The organism is Streptomyces sp. NPDC001002 (assembly GCF_053599215.1).
Genome location: NZ_JBSFLV010000036.1, coordinates 45,957 through 68,642 on the forward strand (window position 1 = coordinate 45,957; position 22,686 = coordinate 68,642).

A 22,686-nucleotide genomic window follows, 5' to 3' on the forward strand; every position below is an offset into this window, starting at 1 on the left:
CCGGAAGTTGTCACGAGTCGCCTTCGTCACTTGAGTGACTCGCGAAGTCGCCGCCCACGGACCGCAGTTGGCCCGCCGCCGTGCCCGCGACCGTGTAACCGTCGTCCTTCGCGTCCCGGCCGCCGCGCTCGTGGTTGTACTGCCCGGCGAACACCCACTCGCCCTTGGGGACCGTACGGCCCTCCTTGAGCACCCAGGTGTAGACGAGGAAGCCGTCCCGCTCGGCGACCGTCAGCGTGAAGTCCTGTTCCGGCAGCGAGCGCCAGGAGCCCGCCGTCGACACCCCGCCGGTCTGCGCGACCTTCAACCGGACGGTGAGCGAGGTCAGTTGCGCGGACGTCTTGAGCGTGATGTTGCTCTGCCCCCAGAAGTCGTTGCTGTGCGGGTCCACCGAGCCGTCCGACCACACCGGGCCGTCGCTCTCCCCGGCCGCGTCCGGCAGCACGGGGGAGGAGGAAGTCGGCGTGGCGGAAGGGGTGTCGCTCGCCCGGTGCGACTCCGGTGTCCCGCTCGGCGTCTCCCGCACCGGCGGCACGGGCGCCCGGCTCGTGGCGTCCGGCGACGGCGTGGGCGTCGGGGAGACCGCGACCGTCTGCCGCTGCTGCGGAGCGGCGTCGTCCTTCACCGCGGACGCCACCGCGTAGCCGCCTACCGCCAACATTCCGGCCACCGCGGCCGTCGCGCCCACCACCCGGGCCCAACTCCACACCGGCGGCCGCGTCGAGCGGTGGTCCGGACGGTCCCGCTCGCTCATGCCCCGCTCGATCCGGGCCAACATGCCCGCCCGGTCCGGCTCGTGTGCCTCGGCCGCCTCGTGCAGCCGGGCGCGCAGCTCGTCGTGCACGTCCTGCTGCCTCATCGCTCCCGACCTCCGTTCGCGCCGCCGCGCACCATCGCCGCATGCACCTTCTGCGGCACGCCCTGGGCGCCCAGCAGCCGTTGCAGCTCAGCCATCCCCTTGGACGTCTGGCTCTTCACCGTACCCACGGACACCCCGAGCGCGAGCGCGGTGTCCTTCTCGGAGAGGTCGAACGCGTGCCGCAGCACCACGCACGCCCGCTTGCGGAACGGCAGTCTGCGCAGCGCCTCCTGGACGTCGACGACTCCGGCCACGTCGGGGTTCTCGGTCTGTTCCTCGCGCTGCGACCAGAACAGGGAGATCCGCCGGCGCTCCCGTACCGCGCTGCGGATCCGGGACCGGGCGAGATTGGCGACCACGCCACGGGCGTACGCCACCGGGTGGTCGGCGGCGCGGACCCGGTCCCAGCGGTGCCACAGGGCGAGCAGCGCGTCCGCCGCCAGATCGTCGGCGGCGTCCTTCTCGCCGGTCAACAGGTGGGCCAGGCGGGCGAGTTCGGCGTAGTGCCGTTCGAAGAAGGCGTGGAACTCCGCGGCGGCGGCGTCGTCGACGACTGTCCCCACGGTTCCCCCTTCTGTGTGCATGTCATGGCGATGGCATGTGATGGTAACCGCTTCCATGACGTCACTTGCGCAACTTTGATTCCGTAACACGGAGAAAACCTGTAACACGTGGGACGCGGGAACAATCCAGCCAGCATCCGCACACAGATCATCGGGCAACGAGGAGTTCCGCCATGTCAGAAGCGCAGCAGGTGGCCGACCGGCCGAGTGCCGGACCACCGCCCGCGAACAGTGTCGACAGATACTTCAAGATCTCCGAACGGGGATCCAGCTTCGGCCGGGAGATCCGCGGCGGCTTCGCCACCTTCTTCACGATGGCCTACATCCTCGTCCTCAACCCGATCATCCTCGGCAGTGCGAAGGACAAGTTCGGCCACCAGCTCGACACCGGTCAACTGGTCACCGCCACCGCCCTGGTGGCCTGTGTGATGACGGTCATCATGGGCGTCGGCGGCAACCTCCCGCTCGCCATCGCCGCGGGCCTCGGCCTCAACGCGGTCGTCGCCTTCCAGTTGGCCCCGCTGATGAGCTGGGACGACGCGATGGGCCTCGTCGTCCTCGAAGGCATCCTGATCTGCGTCCTGGTCCTCACCGGGCTGCGCGAGGCGATCATGAACGCCATCCCGCACCAGCTCAAGCAGGCCATCGGCGTCGGCATCGGCCTGTTCATCGCCTTCATCGGCTTCGTCGACGCCGGGTTCGTCAGCCGGATCCCGGACGCCGCGAACACCACCGTGCCGGTGCAGTTGGGCGCTGTCGGCCGGCTCACCGGCTGGCCGGTGCTGGTGTTCTGCGTGGGCGTGCTGCTCACCATCGCGCTGATCGCGCGCAAGGTGAAGGGCGCGATCCTGATCAGCATCGTCACCATGACGATCGTCGCGATCATCATCAACGAGATCGCGGACATCAAGAGTTGGGGCCTGACCACGCCCAAGGTCCCCGACAAGATCGTCGACACCCCGGACTTCGGACTCGTCGGTCACTTCAGTCTGTTCGGCGGCTTCGCGGAGGCCGGTGTCATCACCGCCGTCCTGCTCGTCTTCACCCTGGTCCTGTCGGACTTCTTCGACGCCATGGGCACGATCGTGGGCATCAGCGCGGAGGCCGGACTGCTCGACGACGACGGCAAGGTGCCCGGCATCGGGCGCGTGCTGTTCATCGACGGCGCGGCGGCGGTGGCCGGCGGCCTCGGCTCGGCGTCCTCCAACACCGCGTACATCGAGTCCGCGGCCGGCGTCGGCGAGGGCGCCCGCACCGGCTTCGCCAACCTCATCACCGGCGGCCTCTTCGGCCTCGCGCTCTTCCTGACACCGCTGTTGACCATCGTCCCGCTCCAGGCGGCGGCCCCGGCCCTGATCGCCGTGGGCTTCCTGATGATGACCCACGTCAAGCACATCGACTGGGACAAGTACGAGATCGCCATCCCGGCGTTCCTGACCATCGCCGCGATGCCGTTCACGTACTCCATCACCGACGGCATCGGCGCGGGCTTCCTCGCGTACGTCCTCATCAAGGCGGTCCTCGGCAAGGCCAAGGAGGTGCACTGGCTGCTGTGGGGCGTCTCGGCGCTGTTCCTGGTGTACTTCGCGATCGATCCGGTGGAGCAGATCCTCGGCGTGAAGTAGCGCGAGTAGGCGCGAAGTAGCCCTACGGGTAGGTCAGTTCTTGAGCGCCGCCTCCATCACGGCCTTGGCCACGGGGGCGGCGAGCCCGTTTCCGCTGACCTCCGAGCGGGCCGCGTCGGACTGCTCGACCACGACCGCCACGGCGACCTCCTTGCCGTTGGAGTCGGACTTGCCGTACGAGGTGAACCAGGCGTACGGCGTCTGGTCGTTGTTCTCGCCGTGCTGGGCCGTGCCCGTCTTGCCGCCGACCGTGACGCCGTCGATCTGCGCGTTCGTCCCGGTGCCGTCCTCGACGACCGTCTGCATCGCGGACTGAAGTTGCTCGGCGGTGGTGGAGCTGACGATCTGCTTCGTGTCCGTCTGGTCGTCGTAGTTCTCCAGCACGTCACCGCCGCTGTTGGTGATCTGCGAGACCATGTGCGGCGAGACGAGCTTGCCGCCGTTGGCGATCGCGGCCGACACCATGGCCATCTGGAGCGGCGTCGCCGTCACGTCGAACTGGCCGATGCCCGTCAGGGCCGTGGACGACTTGTCCATGTCGGAGGGGTAGACGCTGGTGTACGCCCTTACCGGGACGTCCAGTTGGCTGTCGTTGAAGCCGAACTTCTCGGCCATCGCCCGCAGTTTGTCCTGGCCGAGATTGAACGCCATCTTCGCGAAGACGTTGTTGCAGGAGTAGCGCAGCGCGGTGCGGATCGTGGCGTTCTCGCAGGGCGCGGAGGTGTTCTCGTTCGCCAGGACCGTGGTCGTGCCCGGCAGCGTGTACGGATCGGGGCTGTCGGTCTTCGTGTCCACGTTCGCGTACAACCCGTCCTCCAGCGCGGCCGCCGCCACGACCAGCTTGAACGTCGAACCGGGCGGGAGCGGTTGCCGCAGCGCGCGGTTGGTCAGCGGCTTGTCCGGGTCCGCGTTCAGCTTCTTCCACGCCGTACCGGCCGTGTTGGCATCGGTCAGCGAAGACGGGTCGTACGAAGGTGTCGACACGACCGCGAGAATCTTCCCGGTCTTCGGGTCGATCGCGACGGCGGCGCCCTTCTTGTCGCCGAGCGCGTCGTACGCGGCCTTCTGCACGTCCGGGTCGATCGTCGTGACCACGTTGCCCGGCGCGGCCCGCTGGTCGGTGACCGTGTCCATCACGGTCTTCAGCCGGCTGTCCGTGCCGTTGAGGAGATCCTGGTAGATCCCCTCCAACTGCGTCGGCGCGTAGCTCTGCGAGGCATAGCCCGTCACCGCCGCGTACAGCGAACCGTCCTTGTACGTCCGCTTGTACGCGAGGTCTCCGCCCTTGGTCCGCGTGGATCCGGTGATCGAGTCCCCGCCCACGATGATGTTCCCGAGCGGGTCCGCGTACGTCTCGATCGCGTTCCGCCGGTTGTCCGTGTCGTCCGCGAGCGCCTGGCCCTCGTAGAACTGCACCCAGGTCGCCCTGATCAGCAGGGCGAACACCAGCAGCAGCACGAAGACGGACGTTCGCCTTATCGTCCTGTTCATGCTGCTGAGGAGGACGAGCGGGAGCGAGCGAATCGTTCCCGTCCGCCCCCATTTCTCATCTTTCTCAGGTTGCTACGGGCGCCACGTACCGTCCAGCGGGATGCCGGCGGCGGCCGCGACGCGGTTGCGGGAGTCGAGCAGGCGGGTGCGGAGAGCCGGCAGATCTACGCCCACCAGGGCGCCGTCGCGCTTGACCACGCGGCCGGCGACGAGGACGGTGTCGACGAGTCCGGGGTGACCGGCGCTGACGATCGTGCCGGCCGGGTCGGTGACCGGGAAGACGGTCAGGTCGTCGGTGCGCAGCAGGATGAGGTCGGCGTCCTTGCCGGGCGTGAGGCTGCCCGTGCGGGTGTCGAGGCCGACCGACCTGGCGGCGTCGACGGTGGTGAACTCCAGCAGGTCGCGGCAGCGCAGGCCGCCGTCCAGGCCGCGCTGCACGGCGAAGGCCGTACGCAGGGTGGAGAACATGTCGCCGCCGACCGACGGGACGTCGTCGACGGACAGCGTCGGGCGCAGGCCCGCGGCCAGTACGCGCCCGGTCATCGGCCAGCCGAAGCCCATCTTCAGTTCGACGTCCGGGCTGATCGACACCGAGGCGCCCGCGTCGGCGAGCATGCGCAGCTCTTCGTCTCCGAGCCCGTTGGCGTGCACGAACGTGGTGGTGTCCCGCAGCAGACCGTGCTCGTGCAGATCGGCGACCGGGCGCCGCGTACCGTCGCCGCCGCTCGCACCGTCCCCGTCGACGTGCAGGCTGGTGCGCAGGCCGAGTTCGGCCGCCAGCTTCAGCTCGCGGGCGACGGTGTCCATGCCGGTGTCGTCGGCGCCGCGCAACCCCAGCGCCATGGTGACCAGGCCGTCCCCGGCCAGCTCGGCGCGGACGCGGCGGATGTCGGCGTCGACATCGTCGTCGGTACCCCAGCCGGCGGCGAGGCAGAAGATCGACCTTCCCGGCGCGTCCCGCAGCGCGGCGACGGCGGCGTCCTCGTGCGCGTGGCTCTGCGCGACGTGGTACCAGTCCAGCATCGTGGTCACCCCGGAGTGCAGGGCCTCCAGACGGCCGAGCAGGGTGCCCGCGTAGACGTCCTCGGGCCGGTAGTGGGGCTTGACCGTGCCGTGCATGGCCCGCGCCCACTCGGGGAACGTCCAGTCCGCGCCGACACCGCGGAACGCGGTCTGCCAGGAGTGGCGGTGGTTGTCGACGAAGCCGGGCATGACGATCCGGTCGGTCGCGTCGATCACCTCGGCGTGCGCCGTGTCGATGCGCGGGGCGACCTCGACGATCACGCCGTCCTCGATCAGCACGTCACCGCGGTCGAGATCGCCGACGGCCGGGTCCATGCTGACCACGGTGCCGCCGGTGAGCAGGGTCTTGGCCTTCATCGGGGGAACTCCTTTGCAAAACAGGTGAGTTGAGGGAGGTGGCGAGGTGTCGCCCCTGCGGCCGGCACCGCCGTCATCGCGCCGCTACCGCCGTCATTGCGCCGCCACCGCATCCGCCGCTTCGAGCGCGTCGGCGACCAGGTCGGCCGTGTCCTCCGTGCCCGCGGCAAGCCGGACGAGGCCCAACGGCACCGATTCCGCTATCTGTTCGGCGCTGAGCATTCCGCGCCACATGGACGCCGGATGCACGGCCAGCGACTCCACGCCGCCGAGGCTGGCCGAGCGGCGCGGGTAGCGCAGCCGGCCCAGGAAGGCGTCGGCCTTCTCGAAGCCACCCGCGAACTCGATGCCGAGCACCCCGCCGAAACCGCTCATCTGGTCGACGGCCAGCTTGTGTTGGGGGTGGGTCGCCAGACCGGGATAGTGCACCTTCGCGACCGCCGGATGCCCGTTCAGCGCCTCCGCGAGCGCCAGACCGTTGGCGTTGTGCCGAGGCACGCGCAGCGGCAGCGTGCGCATCCCGCGCAGCAGCAGCCACGCGTCGATCGGGCCGAGCGTGGCACCGGTGAGCAGACCGATGTCCCATACGCGGTCCAGGAGTTCCGCGGGCCCGGCCACCACTCCGGCGGAGACGTCCGAATGGCCGTTGAGGTACTTGGTCGCGCTGTGCCAGACCAGGTCGATGCCGAAGTCCACCGGCCGCTGGTTCAGTGGCGTGGCGAAGGTGTTGTCCGCCATGGTCAACACGTCGTGCGCGCGGGCCAGTTCGGCGACGGCCCGCAGGTCGGTGATCTGCAGCAGCGGATTGCTCGGTGACTCCACCAGGATCAACCGGGTCCGCGGGGTCAGCGCCCTCGCGAACGCCTCCGGGTCGGTCTGGTCCACCAGCGTGGTCGATACGCCGAGCCGTGGCAGCAGGTTCAGCAGCACCGACGCGGTGCCGCCGTACGTGGACTGCTGCCCGACGACATGGTCACCGGCGGACACCAGCGCCAGCACGGCCGTGGTGAGCGCGGCCATCCCGGACGCGGTGACCAGGGCCGCCTCGGTGTTCTCCAACTCGGCGACGACAGCGGCGACTTGCGCGTGGTTCGGGTTGCCGAAGCGGGTGTAGAAATCCTTGCCGCGCGGCTCGACGGCACCCTGCGCGAACGTCTCCGAGTCGTCGGCCGCGAACGCCGCCGTCTGGTAGATGGGCGCTGCCACGGCACGGCTGGGATGGACCTCGCGGTCGGCGTGAACGGTGATAGTGCTCTTGCCCGGCATGGCTGCCCTTCCGTGGAGTCCGTACGACTCCTGGAAGCGTGACCGACCGGCGGTCCGTTGTGACCGGATCTCGGCAATTTTGGCAGCAAATTGCGCCCAGGGTGAGTGCGTGATGGTGGTAGAGGGTCTGTCGGCGCAATAATCTGCCACCATGGATGAAGTGGACCGGTCGATCCTGGCCGTGCTCGAACAGCACGGCCGCATCAGCAACAACGAGCTCGCCGCCCGGGTCGGTCTGTCGCCGTCCCCCTGTCTGCGCCGCGTGCGGCAGCTGGAGGAGTCCGGGGTCATCCGCGGCTACCGGGCCCTGATCGACCCCGCCGCGGTCGGCCGCGGTCTGCGGGTCTTCGCGGGGGTCCGCCTGGTACGGCACACCCGCGCGGACGTGGTCGCCTTCGAGCGAGGCGTCACCCAACTGCCCGAAGTGGTCGCCTGCCACCACATCACCGGCAACTTCGACTACCTCCTCCAGGTCGAGGTCGCCGACCTGCCCGCCTACGAGCACTTCCACGCCCACCAGTTGGCCACTCTGCACGGCGTGGCGACGGTGAGCAGCTACGTCACCATGAAGACGCTCACCGCCGAGACAGGCACAGGCACAGGCACGAGTACAGGCACCGGCACCGGCTCTGCATGACGCGGGCGGTCAGAGCGTGATCGTGCCCCGGACGCAGACGACGGCCGCGCCGCTGACCCACACCGTGCCGTCCGCGTCGGCGGTGATCTCGATGCTCGCGGCCCGTCCCAGCCGTGTGCCCTGGGAGACCCGGTAGGAGGCGGGCGCCGCGCCGGTGGAGGTGAGCCACTGGCCGACGGCGGCGTTCATGCTGCCGCACGCGGGGTCCTCGGGCACGCCGACGCCGGGCGCGAAGGTACGCAGTTCGAAGCGGTGCCGGGACCCGTCCGGATAGGCCCCGATCGCGCCGACCATCGCGGTGGGGATCAGGGAGAGGTCGGGTTCGAGGGCGAGGACCTCCTCGGCCGTGGACAGGTGGAGCACGGCCCAGCCGGGACCGTTGTCGACCCACTGGTGGGCCACGACCCGGTCCCGTTTGATCCCGAACGCGGCCACGAACCGGTCCAGGTCGGCGTCGTCGAGCGCACCCTCACGTACGCGTGGCGGGGCGGCGAAGGACAGCGCGTCCTCGCCACGGCGCACGGTGACCAGGCCGGCGGCGCACTCCTGCACGATGTGGTCGGCGTGCCGCGCCGCGCCGCCGTTCTCCAGCCAGGCGCGTGCCGAGCCGAGGGTGGGGTGCCCGGCGAACGGCAGCTCACCCTCGGGAGTGAAGATCCGCAGCCGGTAGTCCGCCTCGGGGACGGTGGGCGGCAGCACGAACGTCGTCTCGGAGAGGTTCGTCCAGCGCGCCACGCGCTGCATCTCCTCGTCGCTCAGGTCCGTCCCGTCCAGGACGACCGCGACCGGGTTGCCGGAATAGGGAGTCGTGGAGAACACGTCGACCTGCAGAAACGGGCGGGTACGCGGCATGGTCGTCAAGGCCTTTCGAGCGGGCTGCGGCGGATGCGGTTCCATCCCACCGGACGCCCGCATGGCGAGGACAGTGCCAGTCACAACAAAGTGGACCGAGGAGGATCCGGAGACATGCCGAAAGCAAGCCACTCTCTGAGTGAGACGGACCGTCGCATCGCCGCCGCGCTGCTCGCTTCCCCGCGGGCCTCGTGGCGCACGGTCGGACGCGTCCTGGGCATCTCCGAGCGCACCGTGGTGCGGCGCGCGGCACCGCTGTTCCACGACAGAACGCTGCGCGCCACCGCCGTACGCAACCCGGTGTGGTTCCCCGACCTGATCCCGCTGGCCCTGCGCATCCGCTGCCGGCCGAGCCGGATCGGCGCCATCGCCGCCACGCTGGCCCGCCGCCCCGACACCGTCTGGGTGGACGTCCTCGGCGGCGCCGACGAGATCTGCACCATCCTCTTCGTGGACGGGCCGGACACACGCAACTCCCTGCTGCTGCGCGACCTCCCCGCCACTCCCGCGGTCCGGTCGTGGACCTCGCACGTCCTGCTACGGGTCTTCCCCGCGGCCTTCGACTGGAGCGGCGGCCTGCTGACGGAGGCCGAACTGACCGGCCTGCGCCCGGAGAGCCCCTGGCCGGACAGCGTGCGGCCGGACACCTCCGCGCCGGCCGCCCGCGCGGCCCTCCAGCCCGTCGACCACGCGCTGATCACGCCCCTGATCGAGGACGGCCGGGCCTCCTACGCCGACCTCGCGCGCCGCGCCGACACCAGTGCCCTCACCGCCAGGCGCCGACTGGACGTGCTGGTCGGCGACCAGGTCGTCCGGCTCGCGACCGAGGTCGACCTCGCCCTGCTGGGCATCCGCACCGAGGCGCTGCTGTGGCTCACCGTCGCCCCCGGCGGCCTGGAGGAGACGGGCCGGGAACTCAGCCGCCACGCCCAGGTGCGCTTCGCCTCCGCGATCACCGGCTCGGCCAACCTCCTCGTGGCCGTCGCCGCCGCCGACCTAACCGCGCTCTACCACTTCCTGAACGACACCATCGGCGCCCTGACCCACGTCTCCACGGTCGAGGTCACCCCCATCCTGAGCGGGGTCAAAAGGACCGGTCTGGTCCGCCCCGGGAGCCTCTGAACACCACGCCACACCATGCGCACACGCCGTCGTCAGGAAGGGCGCAGGAATCCCGCCTCGTACGCGGCGATCACCGCCTGCGTCCGGTCCCTGGTGCCGGTCTTCGCCAGTACGGACGCCACATGCGACTTCACGGTCGCCGGGCCGACCTCCATCCGGCCGGCGATCTCCGCGTTGGTCAGCCCCTCCGCCAGGTGCCGCAGCACCTCGCTCTCCCGGCCGGTGAGCCGCGCCACCCACTCCGGCGGCGTCACGTACGCGCGCGCGTGCTCGGCGGCCAACGTCCGCAGCGCCGACGGGAACAGCAGGTTGTCGCTGCGCGCGACGAGCCGTACCGCCTGGACGAGCGCGTCGGCGTCCGCCCGCTTCAGCAGGAACCCGGCGGCTCCGGCGCGCAGCGCGTCGTACACGTAGGAGTCGTTCTCGAAGGTGGTCACGACGACGATCCGGGGCGGCTCGTCGAGCGCGGCGAGGATCTCCTCGGTGGCCCGGATGCCGTCGAGCCCGGGCATGCGTACGTCCATGAGGACGACGTCGGGCCGCAGTTCCCGCACCACGGACACCGCCTCGTCCCCGCGCGCCGCCTCACCGACCACCTCCAGGTCGGGCTCGGCGGAGAGGATGGCGCGCAGGGCGGTACGGACCATGCGCTCGTCGTCGGCGAGCACGATCCGGATCGGCGGGTGCGGCTGGGGCATGCGGTGTCCTCCAGGGCAGGCGGGCGGTTCAGGCCGGGAACTTCACCGGCAGGCGTACGTGCAGACACCACATCCCGGCGTCGTCCGGCCCCGCCCGTGCCGTCCCGCCCAGCAGCCGGGCCCGGTCCGCGATGCCGCGCAGGCCGTGACCGCCGCCGGGGCGTGGGGAGTTGGGCGGTAGGGGAGAGGTGACGAGGGCGTTCTCGACGGTGATCTCCAGGTCGCCGTCGGCGAGTTCGACGCACAGCGTCACCTCCACGTCGTCGCCGGCGTGCCGGACCGCGTTGCTCAGGCCCTCCTGGACGATGCGGTAGGCCTCGCGGGACAGGACCGGCGGCAGGGCGTCGGGGTCGGCGGGCACGGTGGCCGTCAGTCGGAGGCCACCCGCGCGGACCCGGCGCAGCAGGCCGTCGAGGTCGGCGGCGAGTGTGGGGGCCGGACCGGTGCCCGGGGTGTCACCGTCCCTCAACACGCCCAGGACGGCATCCAGTTCGCCCACGGTTCGGCGCGTGGTGTCCTCGATCGCGGCGAGCGCCTCGCGGACGAACTCCGGGTCGGAGTCCAGGACGCGCCGGGCCGCGCTCGCCTGGAGGGTGACCGCGCTGAGCGCGTGGCCGACGGAGTCGTGCAGTTCGCGGGCGAGCCGGTTGCGTACCGCGAGGTCGGCGGCGCGGGCCTCGGCCGCCGCGAGCCGGTCCTCAGGGGCTGGCCCGAGCAGCGCCGGCGCCCAGCGCGCCAGCAGCGCCCCGGCACCGGCCGCGCACCCCGCGAGCGCGAGCAGACACGCGATGCCCGCGACCGGCGAGAGCGCCAACGCCCAGGTGTGGTCGAGGACTTCGGGCAGCCCGAGCCTGCTGTCGCGCAGCCACGCGAACAGCGGCAGCACGATCAGGACGACGGCGAACGGCGGCACCGCCAGCGACATCCCCGCGACGATCCCGCCGAACCCGAGATGCAGCGTGAACCAGGCCGCCGTCCGCCCCTTGGCGGCCCGGGTGCGGGCGGGACCGTAGACCAGCCGGTCCGCGTCGACCCCGCACAGCCACCGGACGGCGCTCGCCTCCAGCGGGCGGGTCAGCGGGAACAGCGAGGTGGCGGCGGCCAGCGGCAACCCGGCGGTGAAGGACAGGAGTTGGAGGCGGAAGTCCCCGAAGACGTTCTGCGAGCCGGTGATCGGACCGACGAAGGCCTCGCCGAGCAGGAGGTACGGCATGGCGAGCGCGCCGCCGAGGATCAGATGGACCCAGCGCAGCCGGGCCCGCCGCCCGAACAGGAACCGGGCGAACTCCCGTACCCCGCCCGTCGGTTCGGCAGCCGTTGAAACCACTGCCTCGCCCGCCGGGCCGCCCCCCTCGAACCGCCGCAACGGCCCTCAACCCTCCAGCGTCAGCACGACCTCGTCGATCTCCTCGCCGCGCGCGTTCGCGAACCCGCTCGTGTGCGCCGTGACCCGGAAGCCGCACTTCTCCAGCACGCGCCGGGACCCCGCGTTGTCCGCCGCCGCCCGTGCGTACAGCGGGCGTTCGGGCGTCTCGGCGAGCAGCGCCCGCAGCGCGGCCGTGGCGATGCCCTGCCCCCAATAGGCGCGGTCCACCCAGTAGGTGACCTCGCGCTCGCCCGGCTCCCCGTACACCGCCGCGCTGCCGACCACGTCACCGTCGGCGAGGATGGCCCGCTGGACGGCGGACGAGGCCCGGATCTTCTTCCAGTGCGCGTCGAAGTAGTCCCGGTCGGCCGGGTCAGCGGGAGTGAAGGCGGCCATGTGCAGCGACTCGGGGTCGTTCAACTGCCGGTAGAAGACCGGCAGATCGCTGTCGTGGACCGGGCGCAGTACGACGTCCATGCGGTCAGAGCCTCCGGGTCGCGAGCGTCAGCCGGTCGCGCGCGTCGAACAGCGCGTCCTTCACCATCTGTTCGTGCGCGGGTGTCAGCCGCGCCACGGGCACCGAGCAACTGATCGCGTCACGGGCCGGGGTGCGGTACGGGATCGCCACACCGAAGCAGCGCAGCCCCAGCGTGTTCTCCTCGCGGTCCACCGCGAAGCCCTGCTCGCGGATCTGGTTGAGCTCCTCGATCAGCTTCTCGCGGTCGGTGATCGTGTGCTCGGTCAGCGCCGGCAGCGTCTCGGGGAGCATCTTGCGGACCTGCTCGTCGCTGTAGGTGCTCAGCAGCGCCTTGCCCAGCGAGGTCGAGTGCGCGGGCAGCCGCCGGCCGACCCGGGTGAAGGGGCGCAGATAGTGCTGCGACTGGCGGGTGGCCAGATAGACCACGTTCGTGCCGTCGAGACGGGCCAGGTGGATCGTCTCCGTCGTGTCGTCCGAGAGCCGGTCCAGCGTCGGCCGCGCCGCCGCGACCACCTCGTCACCGTCGATGTACGACGTGCCGACCAGCAGCGCCCGTACGCCGATCCCGTACCGTGTGCCCGTCGCGTCCGTCTCCACCCAGCCGAGCTCGACCAAGGTGCGCAGCAACATGTACAGGCTGGACTTGGGATATCCGACCGCTTCCTGCACCGACGCGAGCGAGTGCATACCGGGGCGTCCGGCGAAGTACTCCAGCAATTCCACGGTCCGCACCGCGGACTTGACCTGCGCCCCGCCGCCTGTCTCGGCTGCCGACATCGCCCTTGACCCCTTCGTTGGACGGGAAATAGTCTCCAACAGCATATTCATCATCAGAGACAGCGTTCAGCATATCGAACGACCCTGGTGAAATGACCCAGATAGTACGTCGCCAGATTTACCTGGAGGGACCCGCGGTGGCAGCAGCACCAGTCTGGAGTGTCGACCCCCGTACCGGGAAGCAGCGCGAGCAGGTTGCGGTGGAGGCCACAGCCCAGGAGGTCGACGCCACCGTACGCGCCGCGCACGAGGCGCGCGCCTCGCTCGCCGACCGCGCGGTCCGCTCGGCCTTCCTGCGCACGGCCGCCGATCAGCTGGAAGCCGCCAAGGACGGTCTCGTCGAGACCGCCGACGCGGAGACCGCGCTCGGCCCGGTCCGGCTCACCGGCGAACTCGCCCGCACCTGCTACCAGTTGCGCGCGTTCGCCGGCATCGTCGATGAAGGCGCCTTCCTCGACGTGATCATCAACCACCCCGACGCCACCGCGACCCCGCCGATCCCGGACCTGCGCCGGTACAAGGTGCCGCTGGGCGTCGTCGCCGTCTACTCGGCCTCCAACTTCCCCTTCGCCTTCTCCGTCGCGGGCGGCGACACGGCGAGCGCGCTGGCCGCCGGGTGCCCCGTCGTCGTCAAGGCGCACCCCGACCATCCGGCGCTGTCCGAGCTGGTCGCCAAGGTGCTGCGCCGGGCCGCCGCCGCGCACGGCATCCCGGCCGGTGTCGTCGGTCTGGTGCACGGGTTCGAGGCGGGCGTCGAGCTGGTCAAGCACCCGCTGATCGCTGCGGCAGGCTTCACCGGGTCGGTGCGCGGCGGGCGGGCGCTGTTCGACGCGGCCGCCGCGCGTCCGACGCCGATTCCGTTCCACGGCGAGCTGGGCTCGCTGAACCCGGTCGTGATCACCGAGGCGGCGGCGGCCGAGCGGGCCGAGGCGATCGGGACGGGTCTCGCGGGCTCGATGACGCTGGGTGTCGGGCAGTTCTGCGTCAAGCCCGGGATCGTGTTCGCGCCCGCCGGAGCGGCGGGGGACCGGCTGGTGAAGTCGCTGACGGACGCGGTCAGCGACACGGATGCCGGGGTGCTGCTCGACCGCCGGATGCGGGACAACTTCATCGCCGGGGTCGCCGAACGGGCCGAGTTGGCCGAGGTCGAGTCGCCGGTCACTCCGGGGGCGGGGAGCCGGCACACCGTCAGTGCGGGGTTCCTTACGGTGGCTGCGGAGAAGTTGGTCGCGGAGGGGGCGTACGACCTGTTGCTGGAGGAGTGCTTCGGGCCGGTGACGGTGGTTGCCCGGTACGAGGACGAGGACGAGCTGCGGGGCGTGCTTTCTCGGTTGCCGGGGAATTTGACGGCGACGGTTCATCTGTCTTCCGAGGAAGCGGACGGGGAGGGGCGGGGGGCGGAGATTCTGGCCGAGTTGACTCCGCTTGCCGGGCGGGTGCTGGTGAATGGGTGGCCTACGGGTGTTGCCGTGGCCCCGGCTCAGCATCATGGGGGGCCTTATCCGGCGACCACGTCCACGTCGACCTCCGTTGGTGGGACGGCTATTGAGCGGTGGATGCGGCCGGTTGCTTATCAGGGGGTGCCGGAGGCTTTGTTGCCGGTCGAGCTTCGCGATGAGAACGCGTTGGGGTTGCCTCGCAGGTTCGACGGTCATTTGGAGCGGTAGCGCCGTACGGGGTGCGGTAGTTCGCGGGCCAGAGGTTCGATGTGGCTGGTCGCGCAGTTCCCCGCGCCCCTTAGGGCGGCAGACTGGACCTGGTTGAATCAGTGGATGGACTTGGAACTCACCGAACTGCCTTTCGCCCTCCGTACCTATGGTCCCTCCGGTAATTGGTCTTACGAGGACGGCATTCTCACCGGGTGGGCCGGGCCGCGGCAGGACCGGTTCGTGCCGCCTACCGATGAGGCGTTGGATCCCGCTGCCGACGCGCCTCGGTTGCTGGGGGCGCCCGAAGGGGACTTTCAGCTGATCGCCCGGGTCACCGTCGGGTTCGCCGGGGCCTTCGACGCCGGGGTGCTCTACGTCCATGTCGGTGACCGGGCCTGGGCGAAGCTCTGTCTGGAGTACTCCCCGGACGTGCCGACCGTCTGCACGGTGGTCACCCGGGGGCACTCCGACGACGCCAACTCCTTCAGCGTGGAGGGGAGTTCGGTGTGGCTGCGGGTCAGCCGGACCGGGCGGGCCTTCGCCTTCCACGCCTCTCGTGACGGTGAGCGGTGGACCTTCGTCCGGCTCTTCACGCTGGGCAGTGAGAAGGAGACGGACGCGGCGCTCGTCGGCTTCATGACGCAGTCGCCGATGGGGGAGGGGTGTGTCGTGACGTACGACCACATCGAGTTCCGGGACAGCTGGCCTAGCGACCTGCGCGACGGAAGCTGAGCAGGCAGGTCAGCAGGAGCAGGGTCGCGCCGATGGCCAGGCTTGTCCGCAGGCCCGCGGTGAAACCGTCGGCGACCAGCGCTCCGAAGATCGCGATGCCGAGGCCGCCCGCCACCTGACGGGCCGAGTTGAACACGCCCGCCGCGAGACCGGCCCGCTCGGCCGGGACCGCGTCCATCATGGCCGCGGTCAGCGGCGGGATCATCAGCGCGCAGCCGACGGCCATCGGTACGAGGAGCACCGCCACCAGCACCGCGGACGTGCCCTCGTCGACGTACAGCAGGAGCAGGAGTCCGGCCGCCGCCAGCGCCTGGCCGAGCAGCATCGGGAGGCGGGGGCCGTAGCGGCCCGCCAGCTTTCCGGCGAGCACGTTGGTGATCGGCATCAGGCCCGCCATCGGCAGGAACATCAGTCCGGTGTAGAGCGCGGAGCGGCCCTGGATCTGCTGGAAGTAGAGGGAGAAGACGAAGACGATGCCGTAGAAGGCCACGTTGCAGGCCGCGCCGGCGGCGACGGTCGTCGAGACGGTCCGGTCGCGGAACAGGCCGAGCGGGACCACCGGGTGGGGGTGACGCGACTCGACGAGGAGGAAGGCCGCCCCGGCCACGACGGCCACCACCAGGGCCGCGAGGCCGATCGCGCCGCCCTCGATCACCGCGAAGGTGACGGCGGTGAGGGCGATCACCGCGGTCAGCTGGCCCGGCAGGTCCAGTGGTGCCGGGCGGCGCGGGGAGCGGGGCGCCCGGACCAGCAGGAGCAGGGCCAGGGCGCCCAGCGGCAGGTTGATGAAGAAGACGGCCCGCCAGTCCCAGGCCGTCGTCAGCGTGCCGCCCGCGACCGGGCCCAGGGCCAGCGTCACCGCGCCCCCGGCCGACCAGGTCGCCACCGCCCGGGACCGGCGGGCCGGATCGGCGTACGCCTGCCGGACCAGGGCGAGCGAGGCCGGCAGCACCACGGCCGCCGCCACCCCCTGCACCACCCGCGCCCCGATCAGCGTCGGCAGGTTCGGCGCGAGACCGCAGGCCGCCGAGGCCAGCGTGAACACCGCGATGCCCAGGGCGTAGGCGCGACTCGCCCCGGCCCGGTCCGCGAAGGCCCCGGTGGAGAGCATGAGAGCGGCGAAGGCCAGCGTGTACGCGTCCACCACCCACTGCAGGCCCGACATCCCGCCGCCGAGATCGGAGCCGATCGAGGGCAGGGCCACGTTCACCACGGACGAGTCGAGGGTGATCAGCGAGAAGCCGAGGAGAGCGGCGGTGAGCGTGAGGCCGGGGGACGGGCGCGACTCCTTCGACGCGCGCCGGTCGAGGAGCGATTGCCTGTGCGTGAGGGGGCGGTCGGTCGGCATGCCCTCATGGTGCTGATCTCGGTGCGGATGCGGTAGGGGCCCGAATGCCACGCATCCGGAGGTTCCGGCCGGTTCGGAACCGGAGCCGTCGCGGACTCGTCATCGGTTGCATGATCAGAGAGCAAGCCGTGGTCGGCCGGGTGATCCGTACGGTCCTGCCCGCCGAGGCGGCGACCGTCACCGCTCTGCACGCGCGCGCCCGGGCCACGTACTACCCCGAAGGGGTCCCGGACGACGGCACCGACTGGCTCGCCGCCTGGCAGGGCGCCATCGCGCGGCCCGAGGGGCATGTGCTGTGCCTCGTCGAGCAGGGGCGCATCGTCGGGCTCGCCTCCTTCCGCACCCCGCCGGGCGCCCCCGCCGACATGGTCAAGCTGTTCCAGTTCCATGTCGACCCCGAGCACTGGCGCTCCGGCGTCGGTACGTCCCTGCACGCGGCCTGTGTGGAGCAGTGGCGGGTCGACGGCCGGCGGACCGCCGTCCTCGACGTGCACGTCGACAACCGGCGCGCCCAGGCCTTCTACGCCCGCCTGGGCTGGACCCCGGACGCGGAGAACCCGCCGGTCGAGGGGGACCACCACCGCTACCTGCGCTTCACCGTGCCGGGAGTGGGAGCGGGAGGGGCGGGGGCATGAGGTCGGCGGGAATGAAATCCGCTGCCTGAACGTTCTTGCGGCCGGCGGAGGGTGCCTCCGTATCCCTTCGAGCCGGAAAGAGCCGAGAGCATGCGCGTCGAGATCTGGTCGGACATCGCCTGTCCCTGGTGCTACGTGGGCAAGGCCCGCTTCGAGAAGGCGCTGGCCGCCTTCCCGCACCGCGAGCAGGTCGAGGTGGTGCACCGCTCCTTCGAGCTCGACCCCGGCCGGGCCAAGACCGACGTCCAGCCGGTGATCGGCATGCTCACCAAGAAGTACGGCATGAGCCAGGCGCAGGCCCAGGCCGGCGAGGAGAACCTGGGCGCGCAGGCCGCCGCCGAGGGCCTGGCGTACCGCACCAAGGACCGCGACCACGGCAACACCTTCGACATGCACCGCCTGCTGCACCTCGCCAAGGAGCAGGGCCGCCAGGACGAGCTGATCCAGGCCTTCTACCAGGCCAACTTCGCCGAGGAGCGCTCCGTCTTCGCCGAGGGCGACGAGCGGCTCGTCGAACTCGCCGTGGCCGCGGGACTCGCGGCCGAGGACGCGCGCAAGGTGCTCGCCGACCCGACCGCGTACGCCGACGACGTCAGGGCCGACGAGCGCGAGGCCGCCGAACTCGGCGCCAACGGCGTGCCGTTCTTCGTGCTCGACCGCAAGTACGGCGTCTCCGGCGCTCAGCCCGCCGAGGTCTTCGCCCAGGCGCTGACCCAGGCGTGGGGCGAGCGGTCGCCGCTCACGCTGATCGACCAGGGGGACGCGGGCGGCGACGCCGAGGCGTGCGGTCCGGACGGGTGCGCGGTGCCGCCCCGGCAGTGAAAGCCGCAGGTCGGGGCGGACGTATAAGCGTTCCTTAGCGGTACCCCGTAAGAATCGGCAATGGACTACGAGTTCCGGCGGGCCCACAGTGGATCCATGGAGACCACGGAGAGCACGGAGACCGCCGGGACCGACGCCGACTTCGCGAGCCTCGTCGGGGCCGAGTTCGCCCCGAGGAACACCTATCTCAACAGCGCGAGCACCGGGCTGATGCCGGCCCGCACGGTGACCGCCATGCGGATCGCCGTGGAGGCCTCGGCCGCCGGGGCGCCGACCGACATGTTCGGTGACGTGGAGGCGAGCCGGGCTTCCTTCGCGCGGCTGGTCGGGGTGCCCGGGCGCCGGGTGGCGGCCGGCGCCTCGGTCGCCGTCTACAGCGGCCTGGTCGCCGCCTCGCTGCCCGCGGGCGCCGAAGTCCTCACCGCCGAGGGCGACTTCAGCTCCACGGTCAACCCCTTCCACGTCCGCTCCGAACTCAAGGTCCGCAGCGTGCCGTTGGAGCGGCTCGCCGAGTCGGTGCGGCCCGGCACCGCCCTCGTCGCGGTCAGCGCCGCGCAGTCCGCCGACGGACGCATCGCCGACCTGCCCGCGATCCGGGCGGCGGCGCGCGAGCACGGGGCGCGTACGTACATCGACGCGTCCCAGGCGGCCGGTTGGCTGGACTTCGACGCGGACGCCTACGACTACTCCGCCTGCGTCGCCTTCAAGTGGCTCGTCTGCCCGCGGGGCGTGACCTTCCTGGTCGTTCCGGAGGACCTCGGCGCACTGCCGCCGCTGTTCGCCGGCTGGGTGGCGGGCGAGCACCCCTGGGACTCCTGCTACGGCCCCGTCGAGGAACTCGCCCACTCCGCACGGCGGTTCGACGAGAGCCCCGCCCTCTTCTCCTACGCCGGCGCCCGCCACTCCCTCCAACTCCTGGAGGAACTGGGGGTGGACGCCGTACGCGCCCACGACCTCGCCCTCGCCGACCGCTTCCGCGCGGGCCTGGCCGGGATCGGCCACGAGCCCGTCCCCGCGCCCGGCTCGCCCATCGTCTCCGTACCCGGACTCGGCGTCCGCCAGGGCGAGTTGAGCGCCGCCGGGGTCGAGGTCTCCAACCGCGCGGGCAACCTGCGTGCCGCCTTCCACATGTACAACACGTCCACCGACGTCGACCGGCTGCTGGACGTCCTGTCTTCCTGAACCACTGGCGCGCCGCCCGCCCGGACGCTAGGAAGGACCAGGGGTGGTGGTACCGGTGGAGATCACGGGCGATACGTCCATGCAACTCGCCGTCGACTCGGAGCTGCACAGGCGGCTGGTCTACGGGGACGAGTCCGCGCTGGCCGAGGCGTACACGGCGTACGGCTCGCTGGTGCGGCGCGTCGCGGTGCGGGTCACCCGCAGCCCGGCCGCCGCCGAGGACGTGGCGCAGGAGGTCTTCGCCCAGCTGTGGAGCAGGCCGTACGCCTTCGACGCGGGCCGCGGCAGCCTGCGCTCCTGGCTGTCCATGCTGGCCCACCGGCGGGCCGTGGACTGGGTGCGCAGCGAGGCACGGCACCGCAAGGACGCCCACGCCGACGACTCGGCCCTGCACGCCATCCCGGACGCGGCACCCGGCCCCGACGAGGCGGTCGTCGACCGCGAGCGCTCCCTCCTGCTGCACTCCGCCCTCGCCGAACTCCCGCAGCCACAACGGGAGGTGGTGCACCTGGCCTACTTCGCGGGCCGCACCTACCGGCAGGCCGCCGTCGAACTCGGCATCCCCGAGGGCACCGCCAAGACCAGGCTGCGCACGGCTTTACGCGCCTTGGCCGAGTCTTTGGCCGACCCACCGGACCCCGCGCTCGAAAGGGGCGCATGATGGCGGCAGGGCGCACAGCACAGAGTCCGACAGGGAGAGGCGGGACACGGTGACCGACGACCACGACGGCGTACGCGAGCTGCTGGCCGCCTGGGCCTTCGACGCCCTGTCACCGGCCGAGGAACGCCTGGTCGCACCCCATCTCGCCGAGTGCGCGAGCTGCGCGGCCCAGGCCCGGCGGCTGCGCGAGACCGTACGGCTGCTGGACGGGCCGGCGACGAACGGACCGCTGTCGAACGGGCCGGTGTCGAACGGGCTGCCGAGCGCGCCCGCCGCGCCCGGGTCGGCCACCGGCGCCTCCGAGATCCTCGCCTTCGCCCGCCGCCTGCGCCCCGCCGCACCCCAGGTCGCCGCCCACGCGGCGCCCTACGCCGCCGCCGTCGCCGGGCTCAAGGCGCTGCTGGTCGAGGCGGACGGGCGGTGGGGGACGCCGGTCGTGCACGACTGGGACGTGCACGCGACCGTCGCGCATCTGCTGGCCGCCGACGAGCCCCTCGCCGGGCGGCTCGGCATCGCGGCCCGGGTGCCGACCGCGGGGGCCGAGGCCGACGCGGACGCCACGGCCTGGGAGGACGCCTGGAACCGGCGCAGCGCCGACGTCATCGTGCGCGAACACGGCCGTACGCCCGAGGAGACGGTCGCCGACTGGGCCGCGCAGGCCGCCGCGCTGCTCGCCGCGCCCGAGGCCCACGATCCCGAACCGGCCGGTCGGGCAACGGTGTTGATGGGCGTGCGGCTGCCCGTCGCCGACCACTTCGTGGTGCGCGCCTTCGAGACGTGGATCCACACCGACGACATCGGCCGCGCCCTCGGCCTGTCCGTACCGCCGCCGCCCGCCGTCCACCTGGACCGGCTGGTCCGGCTCGCGGTCCGCGTCCTGGGCCTCGCGCTCGGACCCACGGCACCGCCGGTGCTGTTCGCGATCGCCGGCGGCGAGCGGTGGGTGCTGGGCTCCGAGGACGAGCCGGTACGGGCCGAACTCACCCTGGACCCGGTCGACTTCTGTCTCCTGGTCGGCGGTAGGTACGCCCCCGACGAGGTGCCGCACGCCACCTCGGGCGACCCGCGCGCGGTCGGCGACGTACTGGAGCGGGCGGCGTCACTGGCCTGGCTGTGACGCCTGGCTGTGACACCGCCCGCTGCTCTCCAGTCGGCTGCTTCACCTCTCCGGCCGGCTACTTCACGCGTCGGCTACTTCACCGGCGTGAAGTCCCGTGCCCCGATGAACTCCGGGCGCCGGACCGGCGCGGCGAACGGCTCCACGGCCTCGTTCTCCACGCTGTTGAACACGATGAACACGTTGCTGCGCGGGAACGGCGTGATGTTGTCGCCGGAGCCGTGCATGCAGTTGCAGTCGAACCAGGTCGCCGAACCGGCCCTGCCCGTGAACAACTTGATGCCGTACTCGCCGGCCAGCTCGGTCAGTGCCTCGTCCGACGGCGTGCCCGCGTCCTGCATCTGCAGCGACTTCTTGTAGTTGTCCGAGGGCGTGGCGCCCGCGCACCCGAGGTACGTGCGGTGCGAGCCCGGCATGATCATGAGCCCGCCGTTGGTGTCGTGGTTCTCGGTCAGCGCGATCGAGACGGACACCGTCCGCATGTTCGGCAGCCCGTCCTCGGCGTGCCAGGTCTCGAAGTCCGAGTGCCAGTAGAAGCCGCTGGCCCCGAAGCCCGGCTTGACGTTGATCCGCGACTGGTGGACGTACACGTCCGAGCCGAGGATCTGCCGGGCCCGGCCGACGACCCGCTCGTCGCGCACCAGGTTCGCGAACACCTCGCTGATCCGGTGCACCTCGAAGACGGAGCGGATCTCCTTGGACTTCGGTTCCACGATGGAGCGATCGTCGGCCCGGATCGCCGGATCGGCGACGATCCGCTCCAACTCCTTGTGGTAGACGGCCACTTCGTCCTCGCCGATGAGCTGGTCGACGGCGAGGAAGCCGTCGTTCTCGAAGGAGCGCAGGCCGTCGGCCGAGATCGGCCCCGGAGTGTCGAGGGGACCCCACACGACGGGGTCCTTGCGCGGGATCGACACCTCGGTGGTGCCGCGGCTGGGGTAGAGATCGGTGACGGTGGTCATGGTGATGTCACACCTCCTCGTGTGCGGACTCCGGCTCGGGTTCGGTGAGCAGCGGATAGACGCCGTTCTCGTCGTGGTCCTCCCGGCCCGTCACGGGCGGGTTGAACACGCAGATGCAGCGGAAGTCCTCCTTGACCCGCAGGGTGTGCCGCTCGTGCCCGTTCAGGAGATACATGGTGCCGGGCGTGATGTGGTACGTCGTCCCGGTCTCGCGGTCGGTCAGTTCGGCGTCACCCTCGACGCAGACGACGGCCTCGATGTGGTTCGCGTACCACATGTCCGTCTGCGTACCCGCGTACAGGATCGTCTCGTGCACGGAGAAGCCGACCCGCTCCTTGGCGAGGACGATGCGTTTGCTCTCCCAGGTGCCGGACGCGGCCCGTACATGGCGGTCGGTGCCTTCGATGTCCTTGAACGAACGGACGATCACGGTGGTGCGATCCCTCCTAGGTCGTACGGAAAAG

Annotated in this window: 23 protein-coding genes; 10 read left to right on the forward strand and 13 right to left on the reverse strand. The window is 71.2% G+C overall.

What is annotated here, in order from left to right:
* Positions 1–10: 10 nt before the first annotated feature.
* Entirely contained in the window at positions 11–859 is an 849-nt protein-coding gene (locus ACWDR3_RS18450; protein ID WP_450353540.1) for a hypothetical protein, read from the reverse strand.
* Complete coding sequence (locus ACWDR3_RS18455) at positions 856–1,422, reverse strand: SigE family RNA polymerase sigma factor (protein ID WP_450353541.1); 567 nt, start codon at positions 1,420–1,422, stop codon at positions 856–858. The genes ACWDR3_RS18450 and ACWDR3_RS18455 overlap by 4 nt, the downstream gene beginning before the upstream one ends.
* 173 nt (positions 1,423–1,595) lie before the next feature.
* Between ACWDR3_RS18455 and ACWDR3_RS18460 the strand changes: the two genes are divergently transcribed.
* Positions 1,596–3,047 carry an NCS2 family permease gene (locus tag ACWDR3_RS18460; RefSeq protein WP_450353543.1) on the forward strand — a complete coding sequence of 484 codons (1,452 nt, stop codon included), beginning with the start codon at positions 1,596–1,598 and terminating at the stop codon, positions 3,045–3,047.
* Positions 3,048–3,080: 33 nt separating this feature from the next.
* On the opposite strand, the gene ACWDR3_RS18465 is transcribed toward ACWDR3_RS18460, so the two are convergent.
* The 3 genes from ACWDR3_RS18465 to ACWDR3_RS18475 form a co-directional block, all read right to left on the reverse strand.
* Positions 3,081–4,538, reverse strand: a complete 1,458-nt coding sequence (locus ACWDR3_RS18465; protein WP_450353544.1) for a peptidoglycan D,D-transpeptidase FtsI family protein — start codon at positions 4,536–4,538, stop codon at positions 3,081–3,083.
* A 72-nt stretch (positions 4,539–4,610) separates the two neighbouring features.
* Positions 4,611–5,918 carry an amidohydrolase family protein gene (locus tag ACWDR3_RS18470; protein WP_450353545.1) on the reverse strand — a complete coding sequence of 436 codons (1,308 nt, stop codon included), beginning with the start codon at positions 5,916–5,918 and terminating at the stop codon, positions 4,611–4,613.
* Between the two features lie 93 nt (positions 5,919–6,011).
* Positions 6,012–7,184: a trans-sulfuration enzyme family protein gene (locus ACWDR3_RS18475; RefSeq protein ID WP_450353546.1), complete on the reverse strand. Its 1,173-nt coding sequence runs from the start codon at positions 7,182–7,184 to the stop codon at positions 6,012–6,014.
* A 151-nt stretch (positions 7,185–7,335) separates the two neighbouring features.
* Between ACWDR3_RS18475 and ACWDR3_RS18480 the strand changes: the two genes are divergently transcribed.
* The gene (locus ACWDR3_RS18480) at positions 7,336–7,821 is read left to right on the forward strand and encodes an Lrp/AsnC family transcriptional regulator (RefSeq protein ID WP_450353547.1); all 486 of its coding nucleotides are present in this window, start codon (positions 7,336–7,338) and stop codon (positions 7,819–7,821) included.
* Positions 7,822–7,830: 9 nt separating this feature from the next.
* Here ACWDR3_RS18480 and ACWDR3_RS18485 read toward each other — a convergent pair whose 3' ends face one another.
* Positions 7,831–8,673 carry a PhzF family phenazine biosynthesis protein gene (locus ACWDR3_RS18485; protein WP_450353548.1) on the reverse strand — a complete coding sequence of 281 codons (843 nt, stop codon included), beginning with the start codon at positions 8,671–8,673 and terminating at the stop codon, positions 7,831–7,833.
* Positions 8,674–8,787: 114 nt separating this feature from the next.
* On the opposite strand from ACWDR3_RS18485, the gene ACWDR3_RS18490 reads away from it, so the two are divergent.
* Positions 8,788–9,795, forward strand: coding sequence for an Lrp/AsnC family transcriptional regulator (locus tag ACWDR3_RS18490; protein ID WP_450353549.1), 1,008 nt, complete (start codon positions 8,788–8,790; stop codon positions 9,793–9,795).
* A gap of 32 nt (positions 9,796–9,827) precedes the next feature.
* Here ACWDR3_RS18490 and ACWDR3_RS18495 read toward each other — a convergent pair whose 3' ends face one another.
* The 4 genes from ACWDR3_RS18495 to ACWDR3_RS18510 are packed head-to-tail and all read right to left on the reverse strand — an operon-like array spanning position 9,828 to position 13,114.
* Positions 9,828–10,493 carry a response regulator gene (locus ACWDR3_RS18495; protein WP_450353550.1) on the reverse strand — a complete coding sequence of 222 codons (666 nt, stop codon included), beginning with the start codon at positions 10,491–10,493 and terminating at the stop codon, positions 9,828–9,830.
* Positions 10,494–10,521: 28 nt separating this feature from the next.
* Positions 10,522–11,820: a sensor histidine kinase gene (locus tag ACWDR3_RS18500; protein ID WP_450353551.1), complete on the reverse strand. Its 1,299-nt coding sequence runs from the start codon at positions 11,818–11,820 to the stop codon at positions 10,522–10,524.
* A 45-nt stretch (positions 11,821–11,865) separates the two neighbouring features.
* On the reverse strand, positions 11,866–12,336 hold the full coding sequence (locus ACWDR3_RS18505; RefSeq protein WP_450353552.1) for a GNAT family N-acetyltransferase: 471 nt from the start codon (positions 12,334–12,336) through the stop codon (positions 11,866–11,868).
* Between the two features lie 4 nt (positions 12,337–12,340).
* Complete coding sequence (locus ACWDR3_RS18510) at positions 12,341–13,114, reverse strand: IclR family transcriptional regulator (protein WP_450353553.1); 774 nt, start codon at positions 13,112–13,114, stop codon at positions 12,341–12,343.
* Between the two features lie 137 nt (positions 13,115–13,251).
* Between ACWDR3_RS18510 and ACWDR3_RS18515 the strand changes: the two genes are divergently transcribed.
* Both ACWDR3_RS18515 and ACWDR3_RS18520 read left to right on the forward strand, forming a co-directional pair.
* Entirely contained in the window at positions 13,252–14,781 is a 1,530-nt protein-coding gene (locus tag ACWDR3_RS18515; RefSeq protein WP_450353554.1) for an aldehyde dehydrogenase (NADP(+)), read from the forward strand.
* Between the two features lie 105 nt (positions 14,782–14,886).
* A complete protein-coding gene (locus ACWDR3_RS18520) occupies positions 14,887–15,495 on the forward strand; it encodes a DUF1349 domain-containing protein (protein ID WP_450353555.1) in 609 nt (202 codons plus the stop codon).
* On the opposite strand, the gene ACWDR3_RS18525 is transcribed toward ACWDR3_RS18520, so the two are convergent.
* A complete protein-coding gene (locus ACWDR3_RS18525) occupies positions 15,470–16,843 on the reverse strand; it encodes an MFS transporter (RefSeq protein WP_450353556.1) in 1,374 nt (457 codons plus the stop codon). The genes ACWDR3_RS18520 and ACWDR3_RS18525 overlap by 26 nt on opposite strands.
* A 110-nt stretch (positions 16,844–16,953) precedes the next feature.
* Here ACWDR3_RS18525 and ACWDR3_RS18530 point away from each other — a divergent pair, with 110 nt between their 5' ends.
* The 5 genes from ACWDR3_RS18530 (at position 16,954) to ACWDR3_RS18550 (ending at position 21,260) form a co-directional block, all read left to right on the forward strand.
* Positions 16,954–17,478, forward strand: coding sequence for an N-acetyltransferase family protein (locus ACWDR3_RS18530; RefSeq protein ID WP_450353557.1), 525 nt, complete (start codon positions 16,954–16,956; stop codon positions 17,476–17,478).
* Between the two features lie 90 nt (positions 17,479–17,568).
* Positions 17,569–18,300 (forward strand): DsbA family oxidoreductase, encoded by a 732-nt coding sequence (locus ACWDR3_RS18535; RefSeq protein ID WP_450353558.1) that lies wholly within the window; start codon positions 17,569–17,571, stop codon positions 18,298–18,300.
* A gap of 60 nt (positions 18,301–18,360) precedes the next feature.
* Entirely contained in the window at positions 18,361–19,482 is a 1,122-nt protein-coding gene (locus tag ACWDR3_RS18540) for an aminotransferase class V-fold PLP-dependent enzyme (RefSeq protein ID WP_450353559.1), read from the forward strand.
* 43 nt (positions 19,483–19,525) lie between these two features.
* Entirely contained in the window at positions 19,526–20,143 is a 618-nt protein-coding gene (locus ACWDR3_RS18545) for an RNA polymerase sigma factor (RefSeq protein ID WP_450353560.1), read from the forward strand.
* Between the two features lie 49 nt (positions 20,144–20,192).
* Positions 20,193–21,260: a maleylpyruvate isomerase family mycothiol-dependent enzyme gene (locus ACWDR3_RS18550; protein WP_450353561.1), complete on the forward strand. Its 1,068-nt coding sequence runs from the start codon at positions 20,193–20,195 to the stop codon at positions 21,258–21,260.
* Between the two features lie 74 nt (positions 21,261–21,334).
* On the opposite strand, the gene thpD is transcribed toward ACWDR3_RS18550, so the two are convergent.
* Positions 21,335–22,222 (reverse strand): ectoine hydroxylase, encoded by an 888-nt coding sequence (gene thpD / locus ACWDR3_RS18555; RefSeq protein ID WP_450353562.1) that lies wholly within the window; start codon positions 22,220–22,222, stop codon positions 21,335–21,337.
* Positions 22,223–22,229: 7 nt separating this feature from the next.
* The gene (locus ACWDR3_RS18560) at positions 22,230–22,652 is read right to left on the reverse strand and encodes an ectoine synthase (RefSeq protein ID WP_450353563.1); all 423 of its coding nucleotides are present in this window, start codon (positions 22,650–22,652) and stop codon (positions 22,230–22,232) included.
* Positions 22,653–22,686 lie beyond the last annotated feature (34 nt).